This is a genomic window from Streptomyces sp. NPDC057287 (genome assembly GCF_042667905.1).
Classification (GTDB): domain Bacteria; phylum Actinomycetota; class Actinomycetes; order Streptomycetales; family Streptomycetaceae; genus Streptomyces.
In genome coordinates, this window is the sequence record NZ_JBHUYV010000022.1 from 1 (window position 1) to 21,141 (window position 21,141).

General features: G+C 69.5%; 17 protein-coding genes and 1 pseudogene. 13 read left to right on the forward strand and 5 right to left on the reverse strand.

Annotated features, from left to right (window positions below):
* Both ACFUNE_RS32020 and ACFUNE_RS32025 read right to left on the reverse strand, forming a co-directional pair.
* A pseudogene (locus ACFUNE_RS32020) lies at positions 1-339 on the reverse strand (hypothetical protein); the annotation flags it as partial.
* A gap of 76 nt (positions 340-415) precedes the next feature.
* Entirely contained in the window at positions 416-2,923 is a 2,508-nt protein-coding gene (locus ACFUNE_RS32025) for a SulP family inorganic anion transporter (RefSeq protein ID WP_383575261.1), read from the reverse strand.
* Between the two features lie 299 nt (positions 2,924-3,222).
* On the opposite strand from ACFUNE_RS32025, the gene ACFUNE_RS32030 reads away from it, so the two are divergent.
* The gene (locus ACFUNE_RS32030; protein ID WP_383575263.1) at positions 3,223-4,554 is read left to right on the forward strand and encodes a hypothetical protein; all 1,332 of its coding nucleotides are present in this window, start codon (positions 3,223-3,225) and stop codon (positions 4,552-4,554) included.
* Positions 4,555-4,600: 46 nt separating this feature from the next.
* Here the strand turns inward: ACFUNE_RS32030 and ACFUNE_RS32035 are convergent, their stop codons facing one another.
* Positions 4,601-5,596 (reverse strand): ATP-binding protein, encoded by a 996-nt coding sequence (locus tag ACFUNE_RS32035; protein WP_383575265.1) that lies wholly within the window; start codon positions 5,594-5,596, stop codon positions 4,601-4,603.
* A 102-nt stretch (positions 5,597-5,698) separates the two neighbouring features.
* On the opposite strand from ACFUNE_RS32035, the gene ACFUNE_RS32040 reads away from it, so the two are divergent.
* Positions 5,699-6,523: an oxidoreductase gene (locus ACFUNE_RS32040; protein WP_383575267.1), complete on the forward strand. Its 825-nt coding sequence runs from the start codon at positions 5,699-5,701 to the stop codon at positions 6,521-6,523.
* Between the two features lie 504 nt (positions 6,524-7,027).
* Here ACFUNE_RS32040 and ACFUNE_RS32045 read toward each other — a convergent pair.
* On the reverse strand, positions 7,028-7,867 hold the full coding sequence (locus tag ACFUNE_RS32045) for an HAD family hydrolase (RefSeq protein WP_383575269.1): 840 nt from the start codon (positions 7,865-7,867) through the stop codon (positions 7,028-7,030).
* Positions 7,868-8,380: 513 nt separating this feature from the next.
* Here ACFUNE_RS32045 and ssd point away from each other — a divergent pair.
* The 7 genes from ssd to ACFUNE_RS32080 all read left to right on the forward strand — a co-directional run bounded on the left by ssd (position 8,381) and on the right by ACFUNE_RS32080 (position 13,506).
* Positions 8,381-9,508: a septum site-determining protein Ssd gene (ssd, locus tag ACFUNE_RS32050; protein ID WP_383575481.1), complete on the forward strand. Its 1,128-nt coding sequence runs from the start codon at positions 8,381-8,383 to the stop codon at positions 9,506-9,508.
* Positions 9,505-10,653, forward strand: a complete 1,149-nt coding sequence (locus tag ACFUNE_RS32055) for a TadA family conjugal transfer-associated ATPase (protein WP_383575271.1) — start codon at positions 9,505-9,507, stop codon at positions 10,651-10,653. The genes ssd and ACFUNE_RS32055 overlap by 4 nt, the downstream gene beginning before the upstream one ends.
* A 44-nt stretch (positions 10,654-10,697) precedes the next feature.
* Complete coding sequence (locus ACFUNE_RS32060) at positions 10,698-11,516, forward strand: type II secretion system F family protein (RefSeq protein ID WP_383575273.1); 819 nt, start codon at positions 10,698-10,700, stop codon at positions 11,514-11,516.
* A 5-nt stretch (positions 11,517-11,521) separates the two neighbouring features.
* A complete protein-coding gene (locus ACFUNE_RS32065; protein WP_383575274.1) occupies positions 11,522-12,313 on the forward strand; it encodes a type II secretion system F family protein in 792 nt (263 codons plus the stop codon).
* Positions 12,314-12,411: 98 nt separating this feature from the next.
* Positions 12,412-12,648: a DUF4244 domain-containing protein gene (locus ACFUNE_RS32070; RefSeq protein WP_383575276.1), complete on the forward strand. Its 237-nt coding sequence runs from the start codon at positions 12,412-12,414 to the stop codon at positions 12,646-12,648.
* On the forward strand, positions 12,635-13,015 hold the full coding sequence (locus ACFUNE_RS32075; protein WP_383575278.1) for a TadE family type IV pilus minor pilin: 381 nt from the start codon (positions 12,635-12,637) through the stop codon (positions 13,013-13,015). Before ACFUNE_RS32070 ends, ACFUNE_RS32075 begins: the two co-directional genes overlap by 14 nt.
* Positions 13,012-13,506 (forward strand): Rv3654c family TadE-like protein, encoded by a 495-nt coding sequence (locus ACFUNE_RS32080; RefSeq protein ID WP_383575280.1) that lies wholly within the window; start codon positions 13,012-13,014, stop codon positions 13,504-13,506. Before ACFUNE_RS32075 ends, ACFUNE_RS32080 begins: the two co-directional genes overlap by 4 nt.
* Here ACFUNE_RS32080 and ACFUNE_RS32085 read toward each other — a convergent pair.
* Positions 13,424-15,937, reverse strand: coding sequence for a DEAD/DEAH box helicase (locus tag ACFUNE_RS32085; protein ID WP_383575282.1), 2,514 nt, complete (start codon positions 15,935-15,937; stop codon positions 13,424-13,426). The genes ACFUNE_RS32080 and ACFUNE_RS32085 overlap by 83 nt on opposite strands.
* 79 nt (positions 15,938-16,016) lie before the next feature.
* Between ACFUNE_RS32085 and bldG the strand changes: the two genes are divergently transcribed.
* The 4 genes from bldG to ACFUNE_RS32105 all read left to right on the forward strand — a co-directional run bounded on the left by bldG (position 16,017) and on the right by ACFUNE_RS32105 (position 21,069).
* On the forward strand, positions 16,017-16,370 hold the full coding sequence (bldG, locus tag ACFUNE_RS32090) for an anti-sigma factor antagonist BldG (protein ID WP_093799810.1): 354 nt from the start codon (positions 16,017-16,019) through the stop codon (positions 16,368-16,370).
* Between the two features lie 207 nt (positions 16,371-16,577).
* The gene (locus tag ACFUNE_RS32095) at positions 16,578-17,027 is read left to right on the forward strand and encodes an ATP-binding protein (protein WP_383575285.1); all 450 of its coding nucleotides are present in this window, start codon (positions 16,578-16,580) and stop codon (positions 17,025-17,027) included.
* Positions 17,028-17,723: 696 nt separating this feature from the next.
* Positions 17,724-20,174, forward strand: coding sequence for a sodium-translocating pyrophosphatase (locus ACFUNE_RS32100; protein ID WP_383575286.1), 2,451 nt, complete (start codon positions 17,724-17,726; stop codon positions 20,172-20,174).
* A 268-nt stretch (positions 20,175-20,442) separates the two neighbouring features.
* Entirely contained in the window at positions 20,443-21,069 is a 627-nt protein-coding gene (locus ACFUNE_RS32105) for a small secreted protein (protein ID WP_383575288.1), read from the forward strand.
* Positions 21,070-21,141 lie beyond the last annotated feature (72 nt).

Genomic DNA, 21,141 nt, shown 5'->3' on the forward strand with positions numbered 1-21,141 from the left:
TTCCGTGGCCCAGGTCAGGCGACGGGCCTGCTCGGCCCAGAAGCCCAGCCGGTCCGCCTCGGCCTGCTCGTAGGCCTCCGCCGTCACATTGGCGTTCGCGGCCAGATCGGCAGGCGGCGCGAACCGCCGCTCCTCCTTGAGCAGATTGGAGAGAGAGGAAGGCTCGCTCATGCTGCGGTCTCCTCCTCGAGCGGATTGGCCAGGCTTGCGTCGCTCACGACATCTCCCATTCCCAGGGTGTCCGTTGTGTCCCGGGGGACAGCTCATCAGGCTGCGGGCCAGGTGACAAGTGCCTGCCGGGAATTGGTTTAGACCTGTGTCTCGTGTAAGGAGCCACATGTCCCGCTTCCGCAAGCAGCGATGTGCGTCGCGAAAGCGGGACCACAAGGTCTCACGGACCGGGTGTGGGAGAGGTTCAGGCGACGACGGTCGTACCCGGGGCGGCGTGCAGTGCTTCGTCTCCGGGCTCCGCACCCCATTCCGCGCCCGGGGCGACCCGCGCGAAGACCTCGTCGGGCCCGGTCCCGGAGCTGGCGCCCTCGGTCAGCAGATAGGCCTGAGCCTCACCGACATGGAAGTACATGCCGTGCAGTTGCAAGGTGCCTTCCGCGAGCCTGCGAGCCACCGACTCGTGCGCTCGCAGGTGTTCCAGCTGTTGGACCACGTTGGTCAGACAGAGTTGCTCCACCGCGTCGGTGGGCAGCCGCCCGGCGATGCGCGCCCAGGAGTGGTGGCGGGAGCGCATGCGCTCCAAGCTCGGCAGGCCGTGTCGCAACCAGCGCCACAGGGATGTCCGGGGAGTCTCCGGCTCGGCCCCCAGCAACGCCTGCATCGCTCCGCACCCGGAGTGGCCGCAGATGGTGATGGACTCGACCTCCAGCACGTCCACCGCGTACTCGATGGCGGCGGCCACGGAATCGTCGTTGCTCGTCTCGTTGCCGGTGTCCGGCGGTGGCACCAGATTGCCGACGTTCCGCACGGTGAAGAGGTCGCCCGGGCCGCTTGCCGTGATCATGCTGGTGACCAGGCGGGAGTCGGCGCAGGTGAGGAACAGCTGTGAGGGCCGCTGTCCTTCGGCGGCCAGCCGGGCCAGCTCCTCGCGGACGAGCGGAGCAGTGGTGCGCTGAAACGAACTGAGGCCGCTGAGGAGGCGATGGCCGCCGTGCCGGGGCCGGGCGGAGCCCGTCCCATCCGTGGGAGCGGCCTCCGGGGCGGCCTCGGTGGGTGCCAGAGAGGTGGTCGGTGCGGCGTCATGCACGCGGTCGTGGCAGTGATGGTTGCGCCACGGCGTCCATGGGCGGCAGCAGGAGTGGGCCGCGGATGCGGGCTCGGCGATGCGGCCGCCGGAGCGTCCGGTGAACTCGATCCGGCCACCCATCGCGGTCTGCGCCGCGTACCAGTCCTGGATCGTCTCGTACGCGGCGTGGTCCATGAAGAATCCGTCCAGCTCGACCACGGCGTCGACCCCGTGCGGGAGTCGTCCGAGCAGACGGCTGAGGCGGGGGACGGCCAGGAAGGTCAGCTGACCGCGGGCGGCCACGAGGTAGCGCCCGTCCTGCTCCGTCACGGTGATCCTCGTCCGGGCCAGCCTGTGCAGGGCGACAGCCACTGCCACGACGATGCCGATCGCCACACCTTCGAGGACCCCGGCGAGGAGCACGCCGCTGATCGTCGCGCCGTAGACCAGGAACTCCCGGTGTCTGTGGACCTTGCGGATGTGGGCGAAGCTGACCATCTGGATGCCGACGACCATCACGAGGGCGGCGAGCGCCGCCAGGGGGATCCACTCGAGGGCGGTGACGAGGAGCACGGCCGCCAGGAGCACCCAGACACCGTGAAGCACGGTGGAGGCGCGGCTCTCCGCGCCCGCCCGAACATTCGCGGAACTGCGTACGGCGCCCCCGGACACGGCAAGCCCGCCGGCCAGTCCTGAGAGCGCGTTGGCGATGCCCTGGGCGCGCAGCTCCCGGTCGAGATCGGATCGCTTGACCGGCGCCGGCGGTGTGGACCCGTCCTTCGGTGAGGCTGTCGACCGGTCCGCGGCCAGCTTGTCCACGGAGACCGCGGCGAGCAGGGATTCGAGACTGGCCACGAGCATGACCGTGAACACCGCGGTCGCCAGCGCGGCGACCGGTCCCTGTGGCAGCTCCGGCAGCGCGTGTGAGCGCCATGACGGCAGGTCCACCCGGGCGATCCCGGGGGTTGCCACGGCGGCCACCGCGGTCGCGACACCCACAGCGGCGAGTGCGGCAGGAATTCTGCTCAGCGAGGCTCCGACGCGGCCGGGCAGGCGTGGCCAGACGACGAGAAGGACGATGGTCAGCGCTCCGATGAGTGGGGCTGACAGCTCGAACTGTGCCAAGTGGGTGGGCAGCGAGAGCGCGTTGTCGAGGGCAGAGCTCTGCGGTGCCCCACCGAGCACGATGTGCAGCTGGGCGAGGGCGATGGCCACGCCGATACCCGCGAGGGTTCCGTGCACGATGGCCGGGCTGACGGCCAGGGCGCTGCGAGCCGCTCTCAGCGAGCCCAGCAGGATCTGCAGGAGCCCCGCCCCGATGGTGATCGCGCATGTGGTGCGCCAGCCGTAGATCTGGATCAACTCGGCTGTGACCACGGTCAGTCCGGCGGATGGCCCACTGACTTGGAGGGGGGTTCCACCCAGCAATCCGGCGACGATGCCGCCGATGGCGGCCGAGACCAGGCCGGCGGCGAGGGGGGCGTCCATGGCGACGGCGAGTCCGAGCGACATGGGAACGGCGATCAGGAAGACGGTGATCGATGCGGACAGATCGGCGCCCGAGACGCGGAAGCGTCCACGACGGGGCGGCGGCGGGGGACCGTGCGGACGCTTGAGTCCCGAGGCGTGAGAAGGGCGCGAATTGCGGGATGAGTGGTCGTTGCGGGTAGGGACGCAGGCAGACATGTTCCCGTCTCCTCCGGGGCAGCGCGGTCGCGGTATTTGAGTGACGGCGGCCGTGGGTCACGGCGTGCAGCGGTGGGGTACAGCGGCGGGATTTCTCAACTCTCCGTAAATGAATAGTAATGGAGAGTAAAGAAGAGTGTCCATGTTTTCGAGCAAATAGCCCAGTGGCTCACTCGTTCAAGTGAATAAGCAGCTTTTCATTCGGCTTGTCGTACTGATTCCAGCAGGGGTGCGTGTGAGGTTGGCCGCGCCGTGTCGGCACTTGACCGCACGAATCCTGCAAGGAAGAGGGTGGACGGATGAAGCCCGCCACGAAGCGGATCGCTCTGGGTGCCGTGGTCACGGCCCTTGTCGCCGGCCTCGCCGGCTGTTCGGGTGCCGGTACGGGGGCCGCCGGCCCCGGGTCCGGGAAGGAGTCGGCCCCGGGGAACTCTCCGGCGGCGGCGCCGAAAGGAGCGGTCGACCTCATCGGTGACGGATCCACGGCCTTCACGGGGGCCCAGCCGAAACTCCCCGCGGTCAAGCGTCTCAAGCCTGGTCAGAAGCCTCCGCAATTCGTGGTGTTCTCCTGGGACGGCGCGGGTGAGGACAGCCAGAAACTGTTCTCGCATTTCCGCGAGGTCGCGAAGAAGTACGACGCCAGGATGACGTACTTCCTTAGTGGCGTGTACCTCCTGCCGGAAGAGAAGAAGGCGCTGTACGACCCGCCCCAGCACTCGGCGGGGCGCTCCGACATCGGGTTCAACGACACCGAGGGAATCCGCCATACGCTCACGGAGCTGCGCGCCGCGTGGCTGGACGGCAACGAGATCGGCACCCACTTCAACGGGCATTTCTGCGGGCCGGACGGGGGTGTGGGCACCTGGTCGGTCGAGGAGTGGAGGAGCGAGATCAGCCAGGCGAAGTCGTTCGTCAAGGGCTGGAAGACCAATACCCCCGCCCTCAAGGGTGAGGCGCCGTTGCCCTTCGACTACGACAAGGAGCTCATCGGCGCCCGCACCCCGTGCCTCGAGGGCCAGAAGAACATGGTCGCGGCCGCGCGGACCATGGGTTTCCGCTACGACTCCAGCGGTGTCGGCAACCAGGTCTGGCCGTCGAAGAAGGACGGGCTCTGGGACCTCCCGCTGCAGTTGGTGCCCGTACCGGGCCGGGCGTTCGAGACACTCTCGATGGACTACAACTTCATGTTCAACCAGTCCGGTACGACGACGCAGGGTGATCCGGACAAGCACGAGTACTGGGGTAACCAGATGCGGGACGGTCTGCTCCAGGCGTTCGACCGGGCTTACAACGGCAACCGTGCTCCAATGATCATCGGTAACCACTTCGAATCCTGGAACGGCGGCAGCTACATGCGCGCGGTCGAGGAGACGATCAAGACGGTGTGCACCCAGCAGGATGTGCAGTGTGTGTCCTTCCGGCAGCTGGCCGACTGGCTGGACGCGCAGGATCCCGCGACACTCGCCAAGCTGGCGACGCTGAATGTGGGGCAGGAGCCGGCACCCGGCTGGACGGCCTTCCTCGCGGGAACTGCTCCGGGGAAGCCCGCAGGCAGCCCCGTGCCTGCCAGGCCGGCGGATCAGCCGGCAGGCACGGAGGCTGACGGAAGCGCGGACCAGGGCCTCTCGTAGGAGTCACGCCCGGCGCCGGTCCGTCCGGTCCGTCCGGTCCCTCCGGTCAGGCCGGCTGGGCGGCGCCCGCTTCCGGGCAGTATTCGTGCAGGACGAAGGCGGGGTCGACCTGGGCAGCCAGGTCGGCGCCCGTCTTCTCGTTGCCCCAGCTCTCGGCGTTCTTCAGGTGGAAGTGCACCATCTGCCGCGTGTAGCGCTCCCAGTCGCGCAGTTGGTACGAGTCCTCCGCGGCGTCCTGCAGGGCCTGGAGTGCCATCCGGTTGTCCGCCTCCAGGAGGTCGAACGGCGCGGGGCGGCCCTTTTCCATCGTCCGGACCCAGTCCGACTGGCCGACGCCGACCAGCAGGTCGTCGCCGACCTCGTCACGGAGGAAGTCCAGGTCGTCCGCGCCCTGCACCTTGTTGCCCACCACCTTCAGCGCGATGCCGAAGTCCCGTGCGTACTCCTTGTACTGGCGGTAGACGGATACGCCCTTCCGAGTCGGTTCGGCGACGAGGAAGGTCATGTCGAAGCGGGTGAACATTCCGGAGGCGAAGGAATCGGACCCCGCGGTCATGTCGACCACCACGTACTCGTCCGGGCCGTCGACCAGGTGGTTGAGGCAGAGCTCCACCGCCCCGACCTTGGAGTGGTAGCAGGCGACACCCAGGTCGGACTCGGTGAACGGGCCCGTGGCCATGAGCCGGATGTCCCCGTCGTCGAGGCGGACCGTGCGGGCGCAGGCGTCGTATACCGGGTTGTCCTCGAGGACGCGCAGGAGCCGGGACCCTTCCCCGGGAGGCGTCGTCTTGATCATCGTTGCTGCGGAGGCGATGCGGGGGTTGCTTCCGCGGAGGTAGTCCTTGATGAGGGGCAGCTGTGCGCCCATGGCGGGCAGAGCGGCGGCCTCGTCCTCGTCCAGGCCGAGGGCGGCCCCGAGGTGCTGGTTGATGTCGGCGTCCACCGCGACGACATGGGCTTCATTGGCAGCGAGGTGGCGGATGAAGAGCGAGGACAGCGTGGTCTTGCCGCTGCCGCCCTTCCCTACGAAAGCGATCTTCATGTTCACCTAGGGTAGCGGTGTCATCGCTCACTGCTGTCATCCTTCGTGAAGAAGGCCACTCCTGGGCGGCTTCCGGACGCGGGGCGCGTAGCCTCCCTACTTATGAGTACGACTTCCTCGGACCCGCTTGCCGCCCTGGGTGACCTGCCGGGCGTGACCGACGCGGTGGACTCCGTGCGCAAGGCTGTGGACAGGGTCTACGGGCACCGGGTCATGCGACGCCGGAGCAACGAGGTCACCGCGGAGGCGGCCCTGCGAGGGGCTCGTGGTTCAGCGGCGCTCTCGGGCGCCGACTGGAATCTCGAGGAGGTGCGCCGACGCACGGACTTCAGCGGTGAGGACGAGGCCCGCGTCGTCGGTGCGGCTCTCAGGCTCACGGCTGAGGCCGGGCAGCTGCTCTCCATCTGGAGGCAGTCACCACTTCGCGTTCTGGCCAGGCTGCATCTGGTGGCGGCAGGTGGCGCGGCTCCCGACGATGCGGTCGGCAGGCCCCGCCTGGCGGGTGAGCCGGTCGACGAGCCGCTGATCGAGGCGCCTGTCCCGGACGCGGGCGAGGTGTCCGGACGGCTTGAGGGGTTGTCCGGGCTGATCATCGCGGGCAGCTCGGCGCCGGCTCTGGTGATGTCCTCCGTGGTGCACGGCGAGCTGCTCGCGCTGCGTCCCTTCGGTTCGCACAACGGCTTGGTCGCCCGGACCGCCGAGCGGATCGTGTTGATCGGCAGCGGGCTCGACCCGAAGTCGATCTGTCCTGCCGAAGTCGGGCACGCGGAGCAGGGCCGTGCGGCCTACGTGGCCGCGTTCGAGGGGTATCTCTCGGGCAGGCCCGAGGGTATGGGCGCCTGGATCGCACACTGCGGTCGCTCGGTGGGTCTCGGTGTCAGGGAATCCACGGCGGTGTGCGAGGCGCTGCAGCGAGGCGCGGCCTGATCGTGTGCGACGCGCGGATGTACAGAACGCGAGCGCAGGATCGAGAACCGATCGCCGCGAGCGTCGGATCGAGAACCGATCGAGTGGTCGGCCCCCGCGCTTGACGGCGTGTACCCGAAAGAGATGCGGCGGTACCGTTTCCGGTACCGCCGCTGGCACGTCCGCCCAGTTACCAGGCGTCCTCGATGTATGCCCATCAGGTCGGGTTCTCTGCCCTTACCTGGTGCGGCTGGCCCGTAATCGACGGGTCGACGTCGCGTGGGTACTCAGCTTCCGTACTCGGTCCGTGGGGCCGTTTGTGCGTGAAAGGTGATCCTCTCGGATGTCCCTGGTCTCGCGGGCCGTTGAATCCTTTGTACTCCTGGACCAGGGGGAGCGAAAGCCCTGACCGCATTTCTTTACTTTTATGTTCAAATGCGAACGAGTCGGGAATTTCCGAACGCGGTGCTGCGTGCTGCGGCGGCCGGGCGCAGTGAGTGCGACCCGCCGGTCATGGCCGGCGGGTCAGGTGGTGAGCGCAGCGGCCCGGCGGCGGTTGGCGTACCAGACCAGCCCGGCTGTCATGGCGGCTGCGCCCAGAGCGGCGGCGGCCACGAGGGCCGGCCGAGGTGGCATCGAGAAAGCGGGCAGGCGCTGTTTGAGTCGCACCGGTCGGTCGAAGACGAGAATCGGCCATTCCCGCATAGCGGCCTCGCGTCGCAGTGCCCGGTCAGGATTGACGGCGTGCGGATAGCCCACCGACTCCAGCATGGGTACGTCGGTGGCGGAGTCGCTGTAGGCGTAGCTGCGTGAGAGGTCGTAGCCCTCCGACTCGGCGAGCGCTTTGACCGCCTCGGCCTTGGTGGGCCCATAGGCGTAGTACTCGATCTCGCCGGTGAAGCAGCCGTCGTCTCCCACGACCATCCGGGTCGCCACGACCCGGTCGGCTCCGAGCAGTTCCCCGATGGGTTCGACGACTTCGGCGCCGGAGGTCGAAACGATGACAACGTCGCGCCCGGCGGTGTGATGCTCTTCGATGAGGGTCGCCGCCTCGTCGTAGATGATCGGGTCGATCAGCTCGTGCAGGGTCTCGGCGACGAGGTCCTTCACCTGCTGGACGTTCCATCCCTTGCAGAGTGCGGAGAGGTAGTCGCGCATCCTCTCCATCTGGTCATGATCGGCGCCTCCGGCGAGGAAGACGAACTGTGTGTACGCGGTGCGCAGTACGGCACGGCGGTTGATCAGCCCGCCTTGGTAGAAGGACTTGCTGAAGGTCAGTGTCGATGACTTCGCAATGACCGTCTTGTCCAGGTCAAAGAAGGCTGCTGTGCGCGGCGAGAAGCAGTTTTCCACAAAGGTGAGCATAGGGGCCCGCCATTCGGCGTAAAGTCCGGCGGGTGGGTTTGCCTGAGAAGGTGCTCGGGTACACCATGGAAGTCACGGATCGTTCGCGACCGTGCTAACCCGGTCCGACTCCTCCCCCCCCCGAGTCGGCCGTGGGGACGACCCCCGCTCTCCCCCCCGGCGGGGGTCGTCGCATGTCCGGATGCGTTTTTCGGCAGGGGGCCGGGACTCTCTCTTTTCTGGCGCCCTCGGTGGCCCGTTCTCGCCTGGGCTCTGCCCGATCGTGCATCGTCACTGTGCGTAGTGGAAGGGGTGCGCTCCGAATGCCCCCCGTACGAGCTACGGAGTTATTCACAACGCTGTAGTTGTCCACAGTTTTTGAGCAAGATCCCCATGTTTTTCCGAGGGGCTGCATGTTGATTCCACCCGCGAAGTCCGCGGGTTCCGGAATCGCGCATCTCGGAAGCGTTCGAGATCCCCGCGAAACCGCACTGAAGGGACAGCGAGAAGGGGGCGGAGATCGTGGCTGGATCTATGGCGGGGGAAGGCCCACCGGGCGTCGAAGGGCGGCGGGGCGGGCCGATGATCGTGACCGAGGACGCGGATTTGCTCGACGACCTGCTCAGGCTGTGTGCTGCGGCCGGGGCGGTGCCCGAGGTGCGTCACGGGCCTCCCGGAGAGAGGGGCGGCTGGGAGCGGGCTCCGATGGTTCTGGTGGGCGACGACGCGGTGCCGCGGTGCCGTGGAGTGGCCCGTCGGCCTGGCGTGATGCTCGTCGGACGTGACCAGGACGACCCTGATGTATGGCGCCGTGCGGTCGAGATCGGCGCCGAATACGTGCTGAGGCTGCCCGATTCCGAGGGCTGGCTCGTCGACCAGATCGCCAATGCGGTGGAGGGCGTGGGTCGGTCGGCGCTCACGGTTGGAGTGATGGGGGGACGTGGTGGCGCCGGGGCGTCCACGCTGGCCTGCGCGCTTGCCGTGACGGCGGCGCGATCGGATCGGCGGGCCATGCTGGTGGACGGTGATCCCTTGGGCGGTGGCATCGACGTGCTGCTCGGCGGTGAGGAGTCCGAAGGCTTGCGCTGGCCGGATTTCGCCCGTTCCAAGGGGAGGGTGGGTGGAGGTGCGCTGCGGGAGTCGCTGCCCGCGTTGCACGGGCTGCGGGTGCTCAGCTGGGGCCGGGGCGACGAGGTGATCGTGCCGCCACAGGCCATGCGGTCGGTCCTCGCCGCGGCACGTCGGCTCGGCGGGGTCGTCGTGGTGGACCTGCCGCGACGGGTCGACGAAGGCGTGGCCGAGGCTCTCGCGCAGTTGGACGTCGGGCTGCTGGTCGTGCCCGGTGAGTTGAGGGCGGTCGCGGCGGCGCAACGGGTGGCCTCGGCGGCCGGCATGCTCCTGGAGGACCTTCGGGTCGTCGCCCGGGGCCCCTACACGGCAGGCCTGGACGAGCAGTGGGTGGCGCAGGCGCTGGGACTACCTCTCGTCGGTGAACTGCCCTTGGAGGCGGGGCTGCCCTCGGCCCAGGACAGTGGCGTTCCCCCCGGCGGGAATCCTCGTGGTGCACTGGCCCGCTTCTGTACGGCCTTCTGGGATCTGGCGGACCCACCCGGCCGCTTCGACGGTGCCCCGGTCCGGGCGGCCGGGGGCGGGGCATCATGACCGACGCGCTCCTCGACGCCGTGCGCCAACGACTGGCACGCAGCGGTGCGGCGCCCACTCCCGCCGGGGTGGCGGCCGCGCTGAGGGCACAGGGCCGCCTGCTCGGTGACGCGGAAGTGCTCGGTGCGGCCGAGGAGCTGCGGGGCGAACTGGTCGGCACAGGAGTGCTCGAGCGACTGCTGGCCGATCCGGCGGTGACCGATGTGCTCGTGTCCGCTCCCGACCGTGTGTGGGTGGACCGAGGCGTCGGACTCGAGCTGACCCGAGTCACCTTTCAGGACGCTGCGGCCGTTCGGAGGCTGGCACAGAGGCTTGCCGCGGTGGCGGGCCGCCGACTGGACGACGCCCGGCCGTGGGTGGACGCACGTCTGCCGGACGGGACACGCATGCACGCGGTCCTGCCACCGGTGTCCGTCGGTTCGACGTGTCTTTCGCTGCGCGTGGTGCGGCCCAGGGCCTTCACCCTGGCGGAGCTGGTGGCGGCCGGGACGATCCCGCCGGGTGGCGACAGGCTGCTGGGCGCGCTGGTCGAGGCCCGGGTCTCGTATCTGATCAGTGGGGGAACCGGGGCGGGGAAGACGACTCTGCTGTCGAGTCTGCTGGGGGTGGTGGGCGAGCGGGAGCGCATCGTGCTGGCCGAGGATTCGGCGGAGCTGCGTCCCGATCACCCGCACGTGGTTCGCCTGGAGTCGCGTCCTGCCAATCAGGAAGGTGCTGGGCGGGTGACGCTACGGGATCTCGTGCGCCAGGCGTTGCGTATGCGGCCCGACCGGCTGGTTGTGGGAGAGGTCCGGGGTGCCGAGGTGACAGATCTCCTGGCAGCGCTCAACACCGGACATGAGGGCGGATGCGGAACGGTCCACGCCAATGCGGCCGAGCACGTTCCCGCGCGTCTGGAGGCCCTGGGCACGGCTGCCGGACTCGACCGGGCCGCCCTGCACAGTCAGTTGGCAGCGGCGTTGTCCGTGGTCCTCCACCTGGTGCGGGACAGGGGCGGGCAGCGGCGGCTCGCCGAAGTGCATGTGCTCGAACGGGATTCCGCAGGCCTGGTCGTCACCGTGCCCGCGCTGCGCTGGGGCGCAGACGGGTTCGAGCCGGAGCCGGGCTGGGAGCGGCTCGGCGCGCTGATCGGGGCGGAGACGTGACGGCGGTCGGCCCGGGCTGCCTTACGCAGGTTTCGGGATGGGTGATGGCGGGTTGTGCGGGTCTGGCGGGCGGCTTGGCCGTGGCGCGTGACCCCGGAGCGCGACGAGCCCGGTCTCTCATGCGACGGGGGCCGGCGGATCGACGGGGCCCGGCGGTGGGGATGCTGTTGCGCACGCTCTTCGAAGGCCGGAGGGAATGGCTGTGCGCTCCTGTGGCGGCCCTTCTCGCCGTGCTGGGCGACTCGGTGCTTCCCCTGCTCGCGGGGGCCGTGGCGGTCCCCCTCGTGAGGCGGTGGCTACGGCGACGGGTGCGGAGGCGTGCGCGTGAGCGGGCCACCGACGCGGTGATGACGCTGTGCGGCGCGGTGGTGGGTGAGCTGCGAGCAGGGCGAGAGCCCGGAGAGGCTCTGCTCGCCGCTGCGGGGTCCGCCGGTGCGCTGGGAGCGGCCGAGCCCGCGGTACTGGCGGCTGCGCGGTTCGGCGGCGATGTGCCCGGCGCGCTCCGCCAGGCGGCGGCCGGACCCGGCCTGGGCGGGCTCGCGGGGATGGCGGCCTGCTGGCGGGTGGCAGCGGACGGCGGAGCCGGCCTCGCGGCGGGGCTCGCGCGCCTCGAAAGCGCCTTGCGGGGGGAGAGGCGCCGACGGGAGGAGCTGCGAGCGCAACTGGCAGGGGCGTGGTCGACGGTCGCGGTTCTGGCGTTGCTGCCGGTGGTGGGTCTGGGACTGGGAGCGGCGCTCGGGGCGGACCCGCTGCACGTCCTGCTGCACAGCCCGGGCGGACTCGTCTGTCTGGCGGCGGGTGGCCTGCTGGAGGCCGCGGGGCTGTTCTGGGCGACGCGGATCGTGCGGGCGGGGGAGGCGTGAACGGGATGCCCGACGTCGGGGAACGCCTGGGCGCCGCCTACGTCGTGATGGGCGCAGCTGTGTCTCTCATCCTGCTGTTCACCGCCCGGCGGCGGGAGCGGGCGATACAGCGGCGGGGCGCGCTGCTGACCAGGTGCGCGATCAGGCGAAGGCGGAGATGGCCGGACCTGCGGGCGTCGGGCGGAAGGAGCGCCCGGCGGTGGACGGTGTTCCTGGCCGCCTGGGCGACCGGTTGGATTCTCGTCGGCGGTGCGGCCGGCTGCGTGGTCGGTCTCGTGGCGGCGTGGGGACTGCGGCGCTGGCAGCGCTCCGGACGAGGGCGGCGGGCCGTCGGCCGGGAGGCCGAGGCCGCTCTGATCGCCGGGCAGTTGCCGCTCGCCGCGGATCTGCTGGCTTCCTGTATTTCGGCGGGCGCCGGACCGAGGGAGGCGGCGGAGGCGGTCGGGGAATCGATGTCCGGTCCTGTCGGAGAGCGGTTGGCCCGTACGGCGGCGGAGATCCTTCTCGGCGGTGAACCAGCCGAAGCGTGGGGCCGGTTCGGGGAGATAGCGGGTGCCGCACCCTTGGCCCGCTGCCTGGAACGCGCCGCATCGACGGGGGCGCCTGCGGCGGAGCCCGTATCCAGGATCGCCGACGAGATGCGTGCCGAGCGGGCGAGCGCCGCCGTGGCACGTGCCCAGCGGGCGGCTGTGCTGATCACTGCCCCGGTGGGGCTCTGCTTTCTGCCCGCCTTTCTGGCGGTGGGTGTTGCACCGGTGGTGATCGGGCTGGCGACCGGGCTGTTGCACCGCACCTGAACGGACGGCAGATCTTCCCGGGCTCGTCCCGGGCTTGCCCGATGAGCTGAACAGAAGTTCCGAACGAGACGACGCGAGGTCTGGACATGGGGGATGGAATGGCTGGGAAAACCGTGAGGCAGTCGCTGCGGGCGCTGCGCCGGGTCTGGGAGGCGAGGTTCGGAAGGCGCGCCCGTGGCGCAGCCCTCGACCGGGGGATGACGACCTCCGAGTACGCGGTGGGGACCATCGCCGCCTGCGCGTTCGCGGCGGTGCTCTACAAGGTGGTGACCAGCGGGGCGGTGCTGTCGGCACTGCAGTCGCTGATCAAGGAAGCCCTTGATGCGAAGTTCTGAGGCGTGGCGGAGGGTCCGGCGCGGTGACGGGGGAGCGGTGACGGCAGAGGCCGCCATGGTCCTCCCCGTGCTGGTGGCGTTCGTGCTCGCTCTTGCCTGGGCGCTGGTGGCAGCCGCGGACCAGATCCGCTGTGTGGACGCCGCACGGGCGGGAGCGCGTGCGGCGGCCAGGTCGGAGCCGGAGCACGCGGTGCGGGCCGCGGCGCGGGAGGCGGCGCCCGGCCGGGCACGGGTCGCGGTGGAGCGGTCCGGGGAGCTGTGGAGAGTCCGGGTGGAGGCACCGACGCCGGGGCCCGGGCCGTTGTCCCTGACGCTGAGAGCCGAGGCCGTCGCCCTGGCCGAGGACACAGTGGGGGCCGACCTGTGAGGAGGTGGAAAGGCGGTACCGGTGACCAGGGGCTGGCGACGGTCTGGGCAGCCGTCACGACGGCGACGCTCTGCGCGGTGTTCGCCGTGGTGCTTGCTCTCGGACAGGCCGTCGCCGCGCGCCACAGCGCCGGAGGCGCCGCAGACCTGGCGGCCCTGGCCGCAGCCGATCAGGCGCTACGAGGCGCCGAAACGGCGTGCCGGGTGGCGAGCGAGGTCGCAGGGGCCCAGGGAGCGCAGATCGTGCGCTGCGCGGTCCGGGGCGAGGTCGCGGACGTGACTGCCCGAGTGTGCTTCGGCCCGTACGCACTGGAGGTCCGGTCGAGGGCGGGACCTGCGGAGGTCCCGCTGCCCACGCCGCTTCCGGAAGGACCTGCCTCCAGCGGGGAGCGGGAGCGCTGGGACGGTCTCAATCCTCAGGGCCTTGCGGGCGCGGCTCCGGGAGGGTTTCCGGCCTGGTCGTTTCGCCTGGGTCCGGTGGAGCTGACCTGAGCAGCTCGGTGAGGAGGCGTACGGCGCCTCGCTTGTGCAGGGGCTCATTGCCGTTCCCGCACTTGGGGGACTGGATGCAGGAGGGACAGCCCGCCTCGCACTCGCAGGAGGCGATGGCCTGACGTGTCGCCGTGAGCCACGTGCGGGCGGTGTGGAACGCGCGTTCCGCGAAGCCGGCACCACCCGGGTGGCCGTCGTAGACGAACACGGTGGGGAGGAGCGTGTCGGGGTGCAGCGGAACGGAGACGCCGCCGATGTCCCAGCGGTCGCAGGTGGCGAAGAGGGGCAGCATTCCGATGGAGGCGTGTTCGGCGGCGTGCAGGGCGCCTCCGAGGATCTCGGGACCGATCCGGGCCGCATCGAGCTGGTCCTCGGTGACCGTCCACCACACGGCACGGGTACGCAGGGTGCGGGGTGGCAGGTCGAGCTTGGTCTCGCCCAGTACCTCGCCGGTGATGAGTCTGCGGCGAAGGTAGGAGACGACCTGGTTCGTGACCTCGACGGAGCCGAAGCAGAGCCGCCCGTGACCCCATGGGATCTCGGTGTCGGTCTCCAGCACGGCGATCGCGGTCGTGTCGCGGGCGTTGGTCGAATACGGCGGAACGGCTTCCTCCACCAGAGCCACCGAATCCTCCAGATCCAGCGTCCGGACCAGATAGGTCCGGCCCTGGTGGAGGTGGACGGCACCCTCGTGCACGGACGTGTGTGAGGCTGCTTCGTCCACGGTTCCCAGCAGCCGGCCGGTCCCTTCCTCGACGATCTGCACCGGGCGGCCACCTCCGCCTCGGATGTCGGTGAGGTCGGCGGCACGTTCGCGACGCGTCCAGTGCCAGCCCGTTGGCCGCCTGCGCAGCAGCTTCGCGGCTTCCAGCTGTGGCAGAAGTCCGGGGGCTGCGGGGCCGAAGAGGGCGATGTCGGCTTCGGTGAGCGGGATCTCCGCGGCTGCGGCGCACAGGTGCGGGGCGAGGACGTAGGGATTGTCCGGGTCCAGGACCGTCGATTCCACGGGCTGCTGGAACAGCGCCTCGGGATGGTGGACGAGGAAGGTGTCCAGCGGGTCGTCACGGGCCACGAGGACGGCGAGGGCGCCCTGTCCCGAGCGGCCGGCGCGCCCGGCCTGCTGCCAGAGGGAGGCGCGGGTGCCCGGATAGCCGGCGATGACGACGGCGTCGAGCCCCGAGACGTCGATGCCGAGCTCCAGGGCGGTCGTGGCGGCCAGTCCGAGCAGCTCTCCGGAGTGCAGGGCCCTTTCCAGGGCCCGGCGCTCCTCGGGCAGGTAGCCGCCCCGGTAGGCGGCGACGCGCCCGGGCAGCGAGCGGTCCACCTCGGCCAGCCGTTCCTTGGCGATGACGGAGATGAGTTCGGCGCCGCGCCGGGAGCGTACGAAGGCGACCGAGCGCACGCCCTGGAGGGTCAGGTCCGTCAGGAGGTCGGCGGTCTCGGCGGTGGCGGTACGGCGTACCGGAGCCCCCTTTTCCCCGTGCAGTTCGGTCAGCGGCGGCTCCCAGAGGGCGAAGACCATTTCACCCCGGGGTGAGGCGTCGTCGGAGACCTCCTTGACGGGCAGGCCCGTCAGGCGGCCGGCGGCGACCGAGGGCTCCGCCGCGGTGGCGGAGGCGAGCAGGAAGACGGGATCGGAGCCGTAGCGCGCGCAGAGACGGCGAAGACGGCGCAGCACCTGGGCGACGTGGGAGCCGAAGACGCCCCGGTAGGTGTGGCACTCGTCGATGACGACGAAGCGAAGGGAGCGGAGGAAGGAGGCCCAGCGGGGGTGGGACGGGAGGATGCCCCGGTGAAGCATGTCGGGGTTCGTCAGGACGTAATTGGCGTACTGACGCACCCATTCGCGTTCTTCGACCGGCGTGTCGCCGTCGTACACCGCCGGCCGGACGGCGGAGCCGAGAGGCGCCGCCAGTGCCTTCACGGCGCGGCGCTGGTCGGCGGCCAGGGCCTTGGTGGGTGCGAGATAGAGGGCGGTCGTGCCGCGGCCGTTCGGGGCTTCCGAGCCGTCGAGGAGGGTACTCAGTACCGGAGCGAGGTAGGCGAGCGACTTGCCGGACGCCGTTCCGGTGGCGATGACGACGGACTCGCCGTCGAGGGCGTGTTCGGCGGCGGCGGCCTGATGCGTCCACGGATGGTCGATTCCGGCCCGGCCGATTGCCGAGATCACTTCTGGCCGGATGCGATCCGGCCAGATGGCATGGGTTCCCGCACGTGGGGGCAAGTGCTCCGTATGAGTGATGCGCGCTGCCCGGCCCGCCGCTGCGGCGAGCCGGTCGAGAACCACCGTGGGAGAGGGGCGCGAGCCCGCGTTCTCGGGTGGTCGACTGGGGCGGTGATTCTTGGCCATCGGCACCGAGTGTGTCACTGGCGTGACGGACAATGGTCCCAAGGCGTCGTGCATGGCTGCTGGTAAGTGATTGAATGCCATCGCGGCTGGCGATCCGTCCCCTGGCCTCCGTCGGGGAGACCGAGGGGCGACCGCTCGATAGCAAGGTGCTGGAGGATCCGTGGACCTGTCCCTGTCGACTCGCAATGTGTCCGGCCCTGGTGGCGACCGTACGGTCGTCGAGGTCGGTGGCGAGATTGATGTGTATACCGCGCCCAAGCTGCGCGAGCAGTTGGTCGAGTTGGTGAATGACGGCAGCTACCACTTGGTTGTCGACATGGAAGGCGTCGACTTCCTCGACTCCACCGGCCTCGGCGTGCTCGTGGGTGGCTTGAAGCGTGTCCGGGCCCATGAGGGCTCGTTGCGCCTGGTGTGCAACCAGGAGCGCATTCTCAAGATTTTCCGGATCACAGGTCTGACCAAGGTGTTTCCCATTCACACCTCGGTCGACGAGGCTGTCGCGGCAACCGACTGAACCGTCGGGTGCAGGTCGGCAGCTCCAAGGCCGACAGGCACGCAGTGACAGACCGGCAGGCGGCAGCAGACGGGCCGCCAAGGGCAGGCGGTCGACCATGTGGTCGGCTGCCGGCTTCGTCGGTTTCCGGAGGAGAATGAGAGCAGGGGTACCGGGCGTCACGCCCGGGCCCCTGAAATGCACGCCCATACGTTCGAGGGGGATGGCATGCCAACCGTTGAACTCCGCTTCAGCGCTCAGCCCGAACACGTCAGGACGGCCCGCCTCGTGGCAGCCGCCGTGGCGCGCCGGGCCGGCGTCGACGAGGCGGTGCTCGACGAGGTCAGACTCGCGGTCGGTGAGGCGTGCAGCCGCGCCGTCGGCCTGCATCGGAGCCATGACATCGCCGCCCCTGTCACGGTCGTTCTGACCGAGGACGAGAAGGCGTTCTCCATCGAGGTCGGCGACGGGATCGCCGCCCCGGGAAGCGGCACCTCACCTCAGGGAGTGCCCGGTGGAGGCGGCCCGGACGACCCGGAGACCGAGGCCGACACCGAGGACGAGATGGGCCTCGCGGTCATCAGCGGCCTGGTCGACGACGTCGAAGTCCTCACCGGTGTGGAGGGCGGAGTGATCCGCATGACCTGGCCGACGACTCCGGCCGTGGTGCTTCCCTGACCCGCACCGCCTGACGCGGTACGTCCTACCCGGCAGCCTGCTCTTCCCGTGCTTCCCGAGGTGCTGGCTCGTGGCCTGCCCGGTGCCTCCCGCACTGTCGGCTCATGCCCCGACCGAAGCCTCCCGCAGCGTGTGTTTCCTCTGCCCGAAGGCTCTTGCGGTGTGTGCTCGCCTTGCCCGAAGCCTTCCGTAGCGTGTGCTCCCTCCGCGCGAAGGCCCCGCAGTGCGTGTTCGCCTCGGGCCGAAGCCTTCCGTAGGTGTGCTCTCCCCGCCCGGTGTCCGCGGCATCGCGTGCTCCCGCTGCCCTGGGGGACCGCATGGGAGCTTTCGCTGCTCACGCCACCCCACGGCGCAGCCTCATCCCGCCCTCCGTGACCTCACCGCGCTCCGTTCCCCGTTCGTGCGGTGTTCGGGCGGCGAATGCGATCGCGGTCTGCGGTCTGCGGTCTACGGTCTGCGATCACGTTCTACGGTCTGCTGAGCAGGACTCTTTTCTCTCCTGTGCCTGATCAACGATCTCCGCGAATTCGGCGCCGCCATGCCTCTGTCCCATTACTGCATTCGGGTCCCGTTGCGGGAGAGATCATTTGTCATTGGGTGGACGAAAGTCGATTTCATTGACCACCCACTGTTTTGATCGCGCTCTGCTCCCTACAATCCGTCCACGTCTTGAGCGCTCAGCGTCAAGGAGGACGTATGGCGGAGTTCTTCAACACCCCACTGGCAGAACTGGCGCACGTTTCCGTTCCCAACGGCCGCTCCATCCCTCTCGCAGCCGCAGTGCTGACCGATGGCAACCGGCTGATCGTCGTCGTCATCGCGGTCGTCGCCCTTGCCGCGCTGGTCGTCGCCCAGCTGCTCGTACGTCAGGTGCTGGCGGCCGGTGAAGGCACCGAAAGCATGAAGGAGATCGCCGCGGCGGTCCAGGAAGGCGCGAACGCCTATCTGGCCCGGCAACTGCGAACTGTCGGCATCTTCGCCGTCGTCGTGTTCTTCCTGCTCCTTCTGCTTCCCGCCGACAACTGGTCACAGCGTGCAGGGCGCTCGCTGTTCTTCCTGGTGGGTGCGCTTTTCTCGGCAGCCACCGGATACATCGGCATGCGGCTCGCCGTGCGCAGTAATGTGCGCGTGGCCGCCGCCGCCCGTGAGGCGACTCCTGCCGAGGGGGAGCCGGAAAAGGATCTCACCACCGTTTCGCACAAAGCGATGAAGATCGCTTTTCGAACAGGTGGGGTGGTCGGGATGATCACGGTGGGCCTCGGTCTGCTGGGAGCTTCCTGCGTGGTGCTCGTCTACGCCGCCGACGCGCCCAAGGTGCTGGAGGGATTCGGCCTCGGCGCCGCGCTGATCGCCATGTTCATGAGGGTCGGGGGAGGCATCTTCACCAAGGCCGCCGACGTGGGTGCCGACCTGGTGGGCAAGGTGGAGCAGGGCATCCCCGAGGACGATCCGCGCAACGCCGCCACCATCGCCGACAACGTGGGCGACAACGTCGGTGACTGTGCGGGCATGGCCGCCGATCTCTTCGAGTCGTATGCGGTGACGCTGGTGGCCGCGCTCATCCTGGGCAAGGCCGCCTTCGGGGACTCCGGGCTGGCCTTTCCGCTGATCGTCCCGGCGATCGGGGTGGTCACCGCGATGATCGGCATCTTCGCGGTCGCTCCCCGGCGCGCCGACCGCAGCGGGATGAGTGCCATCACCCGCGGGTTCTTCGTGTCCGCCGTGATCTCGCTCGTCCTCGTGGCGGTGGCCGTCTTCGTCTACCTGCCGTCCTCCTACGCCGATCTGGAGGGGGTCACCGACGCGGCCATCACGTCGCACGGTGGCGACCCGCGCGTCTTCGCCCTGGTCGCCGTGGCCATCGGCATCGTGCTCGCCGCCCTGATCCAGCAGCTCACCGGCTACTTCACCGAGACCGGCCGGCGTCCCGTCCGGGACATCGGGAAGTCCTCACTGACCGGCCCCGCGACGGTCGTGCTCGCGGGCATCGCCATCGGCCTGGAGTCGGCGGTCTACACCGCCCTGCTGATCGGTCTCGGTGTGTACGGGGCGTTCCTGCTCGGCGGTACGTCGATCATGCTGGCACTCTTCGCGGTGGCCCTGGCGGGGACCGGCCTGCTCACCACCGTCGGCGTCATCGTCGCGATGGACACCTTCGGTCCGGTGTCGGACAACGCCCAGGGCATCGCGGAGATGTCCGGGGACGTCACGGGTGCGGGAGCTCAGGTGCTCACGGACCTGGACGCCGTCGGCAACACCACCAAGGCCATCACCAAGGGCATCGCTATCGCCACGGCGGTCCTGGCGGCAGCCGCGCTCTTCGGCTCGTACCGGGACGCCATCGCCACCGCGGTGGACGACGTGGGGGCCCGGACCGGGGAGCTCGGGCTGAGCCTGGACATCTCGCAGCCGAACAACCTGGTCGGCCTGATCCTCGGAGCCGCGGTCGTCTTCCTCTTCTCGGGGCTGGCCATCAACGCGGTCTCCCGTTCGGCCGGGGCCGTGGTCCACGAGGTGCGACGGCAGTTCCGGGAGCACCCCGGGATCATGGACCGCACGGAGAAGCCGGAGTACGGACGCGTCGTCGACATCTGCACCAAGGACGCGTTGCGCGAGCTGGCCACACCGGGGCTGCTCGCCGTCCTGGCGCCGATCGCGGTGGGATTCACCCTGGGGGTCGGGGCCCTCGGTTCGTATCTGGCGGGTGCGATCGCCACCGGAACCCTGATGGCCGTCTTCCTCGCCAACTCCGGTGGCGCGTGGGACAACGCCAAGAAGCTCGTCGAGGACGGGCACCACGGTGGCAAGGGGAGTGAGGCCCATGCGGCGACGGTGATCGGTGACACGGTCGGCGACCCGTTCAAGGACACGGCGGGCCCGGCCATCAACCCGCTCCTCAAGGTGATGAATCTCGTGGCGCTGCTCATCGCACCCGCGGTGGTGCAGTTCAGCTACGGGGATGACGCGAGTGCGGGAGTGCGGGCGCTGGTGGCCGTGGTCGCGATCGGCGTCATCGTCGGCGCGGTGTACGTGTCCAAGCGGCGGGGGATCGCCGTGGGCGACAGCGGCGGCCCGGGTGGCGGGGGTGGTGGCGACGACGGCGGGGGCGGCCCCGCCAAGTCCACCGACCCTGCCGCTGTTTCGTGAGACGGAGGGGCAGCAGCAGGTGTGACGCCTGATCAGTGAGGCGGCGGGCGGCGCGTTCTGATGTGCCGTCCGCCGTCACCATCCCCGGAGAGTCTCAGTCGAGGAGTGGGGCCGCACATGTGTCCGGGTGGGCAGGTGAGTTGTATCTCCCTCGCTTTCCTTGGTGCAAATGGCTGCAAAAGAATATATATCGGATGCCGGGCGCCTGATTGTCGCCCACATGGCGTGTAAGTTCCGGGGCCGAGAGCCTTGGAAGGGACCCAATCCGGTGAACAAGAAGCTTGCAGCCGCACTGTCCGGCGGTGCGGTACTCGTACTGACGCTGTCGGGCTGCAGCGACGACAGCGACAACAAGGTGAATGACTGGGCGAAGAAGGTCTGCGACCAGGTTCAGCCGCAGCTGCAGAAGATCGCGAACGCCAACGCCGCGATCCAGCAGCAGACGGCCGACAACAGCAAGCCCGCTGACGTCCAGAAGACCGACTCGGCCGCCTTCCAGCAGATCTCGCAGGCGTACAAGGCGCTGGGCACGGCGGTGCAGTCGGCGGGCGCGCCGCCCGTGGACGGCGGAGAGACCACGCAGAAGGAGGCCGTGAAGGAGCTCAACGCCTCCTCGGTCGCCTACGCGAACCTGAAGACGAAGGTCGACGACCTCGACACGAAGGACCAGGCGAAGTTCGCCGACGGTCTCAAGGGCATCGCCGACGAGCTGAACAAGATCAGCACCAACGGCGACCAGGCGCTGAAGAAGCTGCAGTCCGGCGAGGTCGGCTCCGCGATGGCGAAGCAGAAGGGGTGCCAGAAGCCGACGGCGTCCGCTCCGCCCGCTTCCGCCCCGTCCGCTCCCGCGTCGAAGTCCGCGTCGCCCTCGGCCTCGGCGAGCGAGAAGGCCTAACGGCGCGGCACGGCCGGTGGACAGCGGGGGAAGCCGTGACGGGCACGCGGGCAGCAGTCGTGACGGGCTGCG

Excerpts from the sequence above, each read along its gene's own strand:
- ACFUNE_RS32040 (WP_383575267.1), top strand. The coding sequence starts at position 5,699 with ATGAGTACGACTTCCTCGGACCCGCTTGCCGCCCTGGGTGACCTGCCG.
- ACFUNE_RS32100 (WP_383575286.1), top strand. The coding sequence starts at position 17,724 with ATGGCGGAGTTCTTCAACACCCCACTGGCAGAACTGGCGCACGTTTCC.
- ACFUNE_RS32095 (WP_383575285.1), top strand. The coding sequence starts at position 16,578 with ATGCCAACCGTTGAACTCCGCTTCAGCGCTCAGCCCGAACACGTCAGG.
- ACFUNE_RS32030 (WP_383575263.1), top strand. The coding sequence starts at position 3,223 with ATGAAGCCCGCCACGAAGCGGATCGCTCTGGGTGCCGTGGTCACGGCC.
- ACFUNE_RS32045 (WP_383575269.1), bottom strand. The coding sequence starts at position 7,867 with ATGCTCACCTTTGTGGAAAACTGCTTCTCGCCGCGCACAGCAGCCTTC.
- ACFUNE_RS32070 (WP_383575276.1), top strand. The coding sequence starts at position 12,412 with ATGGCTGGGAAAACCGTGAGGCAGTCGCTGCGGGCGCTGCGCCGGGTC.
- ACFUNE_RS32055 (WP_383575271.1), top strand. The coding sequence starts at position 9,505 with ATGACCGACGCGCTCCTCGACGCCGTGCGCCAACGACTGGCACGCAGC.
- ACFUNE_RS32060 (WP_383575273.1), top strand. The coding sequence starts at position 10,698 with ATGGCGGGTTGTGCGGGTCTGGCGGGCGGCTTGGCCGTGGCGCGTGAC.
- ACFUNE_RS32065 (WP_383575274.1), top strand. The coding sequence starts at position 11,522 with ATGCCCGACGTCGGGGAACGCCTGGGCGCCGCCTACGTCGTGATGGGC.
- ACFUNE_RS32035 (WP_383575265.1), bottom strand. The coding sequence starts at position 5,596 with ATGAAGATCGCTTTCGTAGGGAAGGGCGGCAGCGGCAAGACCACGCTG.
- ACFUNE_RS32075 (WP_383575278.1), top strand. The coding sequence starts at position 12,635 with ATGCGAAGTTCTGAGGCGTGGCGGAGGGTCCGGCGCGGTGACGGGGGA.
- ACFUNE_RS32085 (WP_383575282.1), bottom strand. The coding sequence starts at position 15,937 with ATGGCATTCAATCACTTACCAGCAGCCATGCACGACGCCTTGGGACCA.
- ACFUNE_RS32025 (WP_383575261.1), bottom strand. The coding sequence starts at position 2,923 with ATGTCTGCCTGCGTCCCTACCCGCAACGACCACTCATCCCGCAATTCG.
- ssd (WP_383575481.1), top strand. The coding sequence starts at position 8,381 with ATGGCGGGGGAAGGCCCACCGGGCGTCGAAGGGCGGCGGGGCGGGCCG.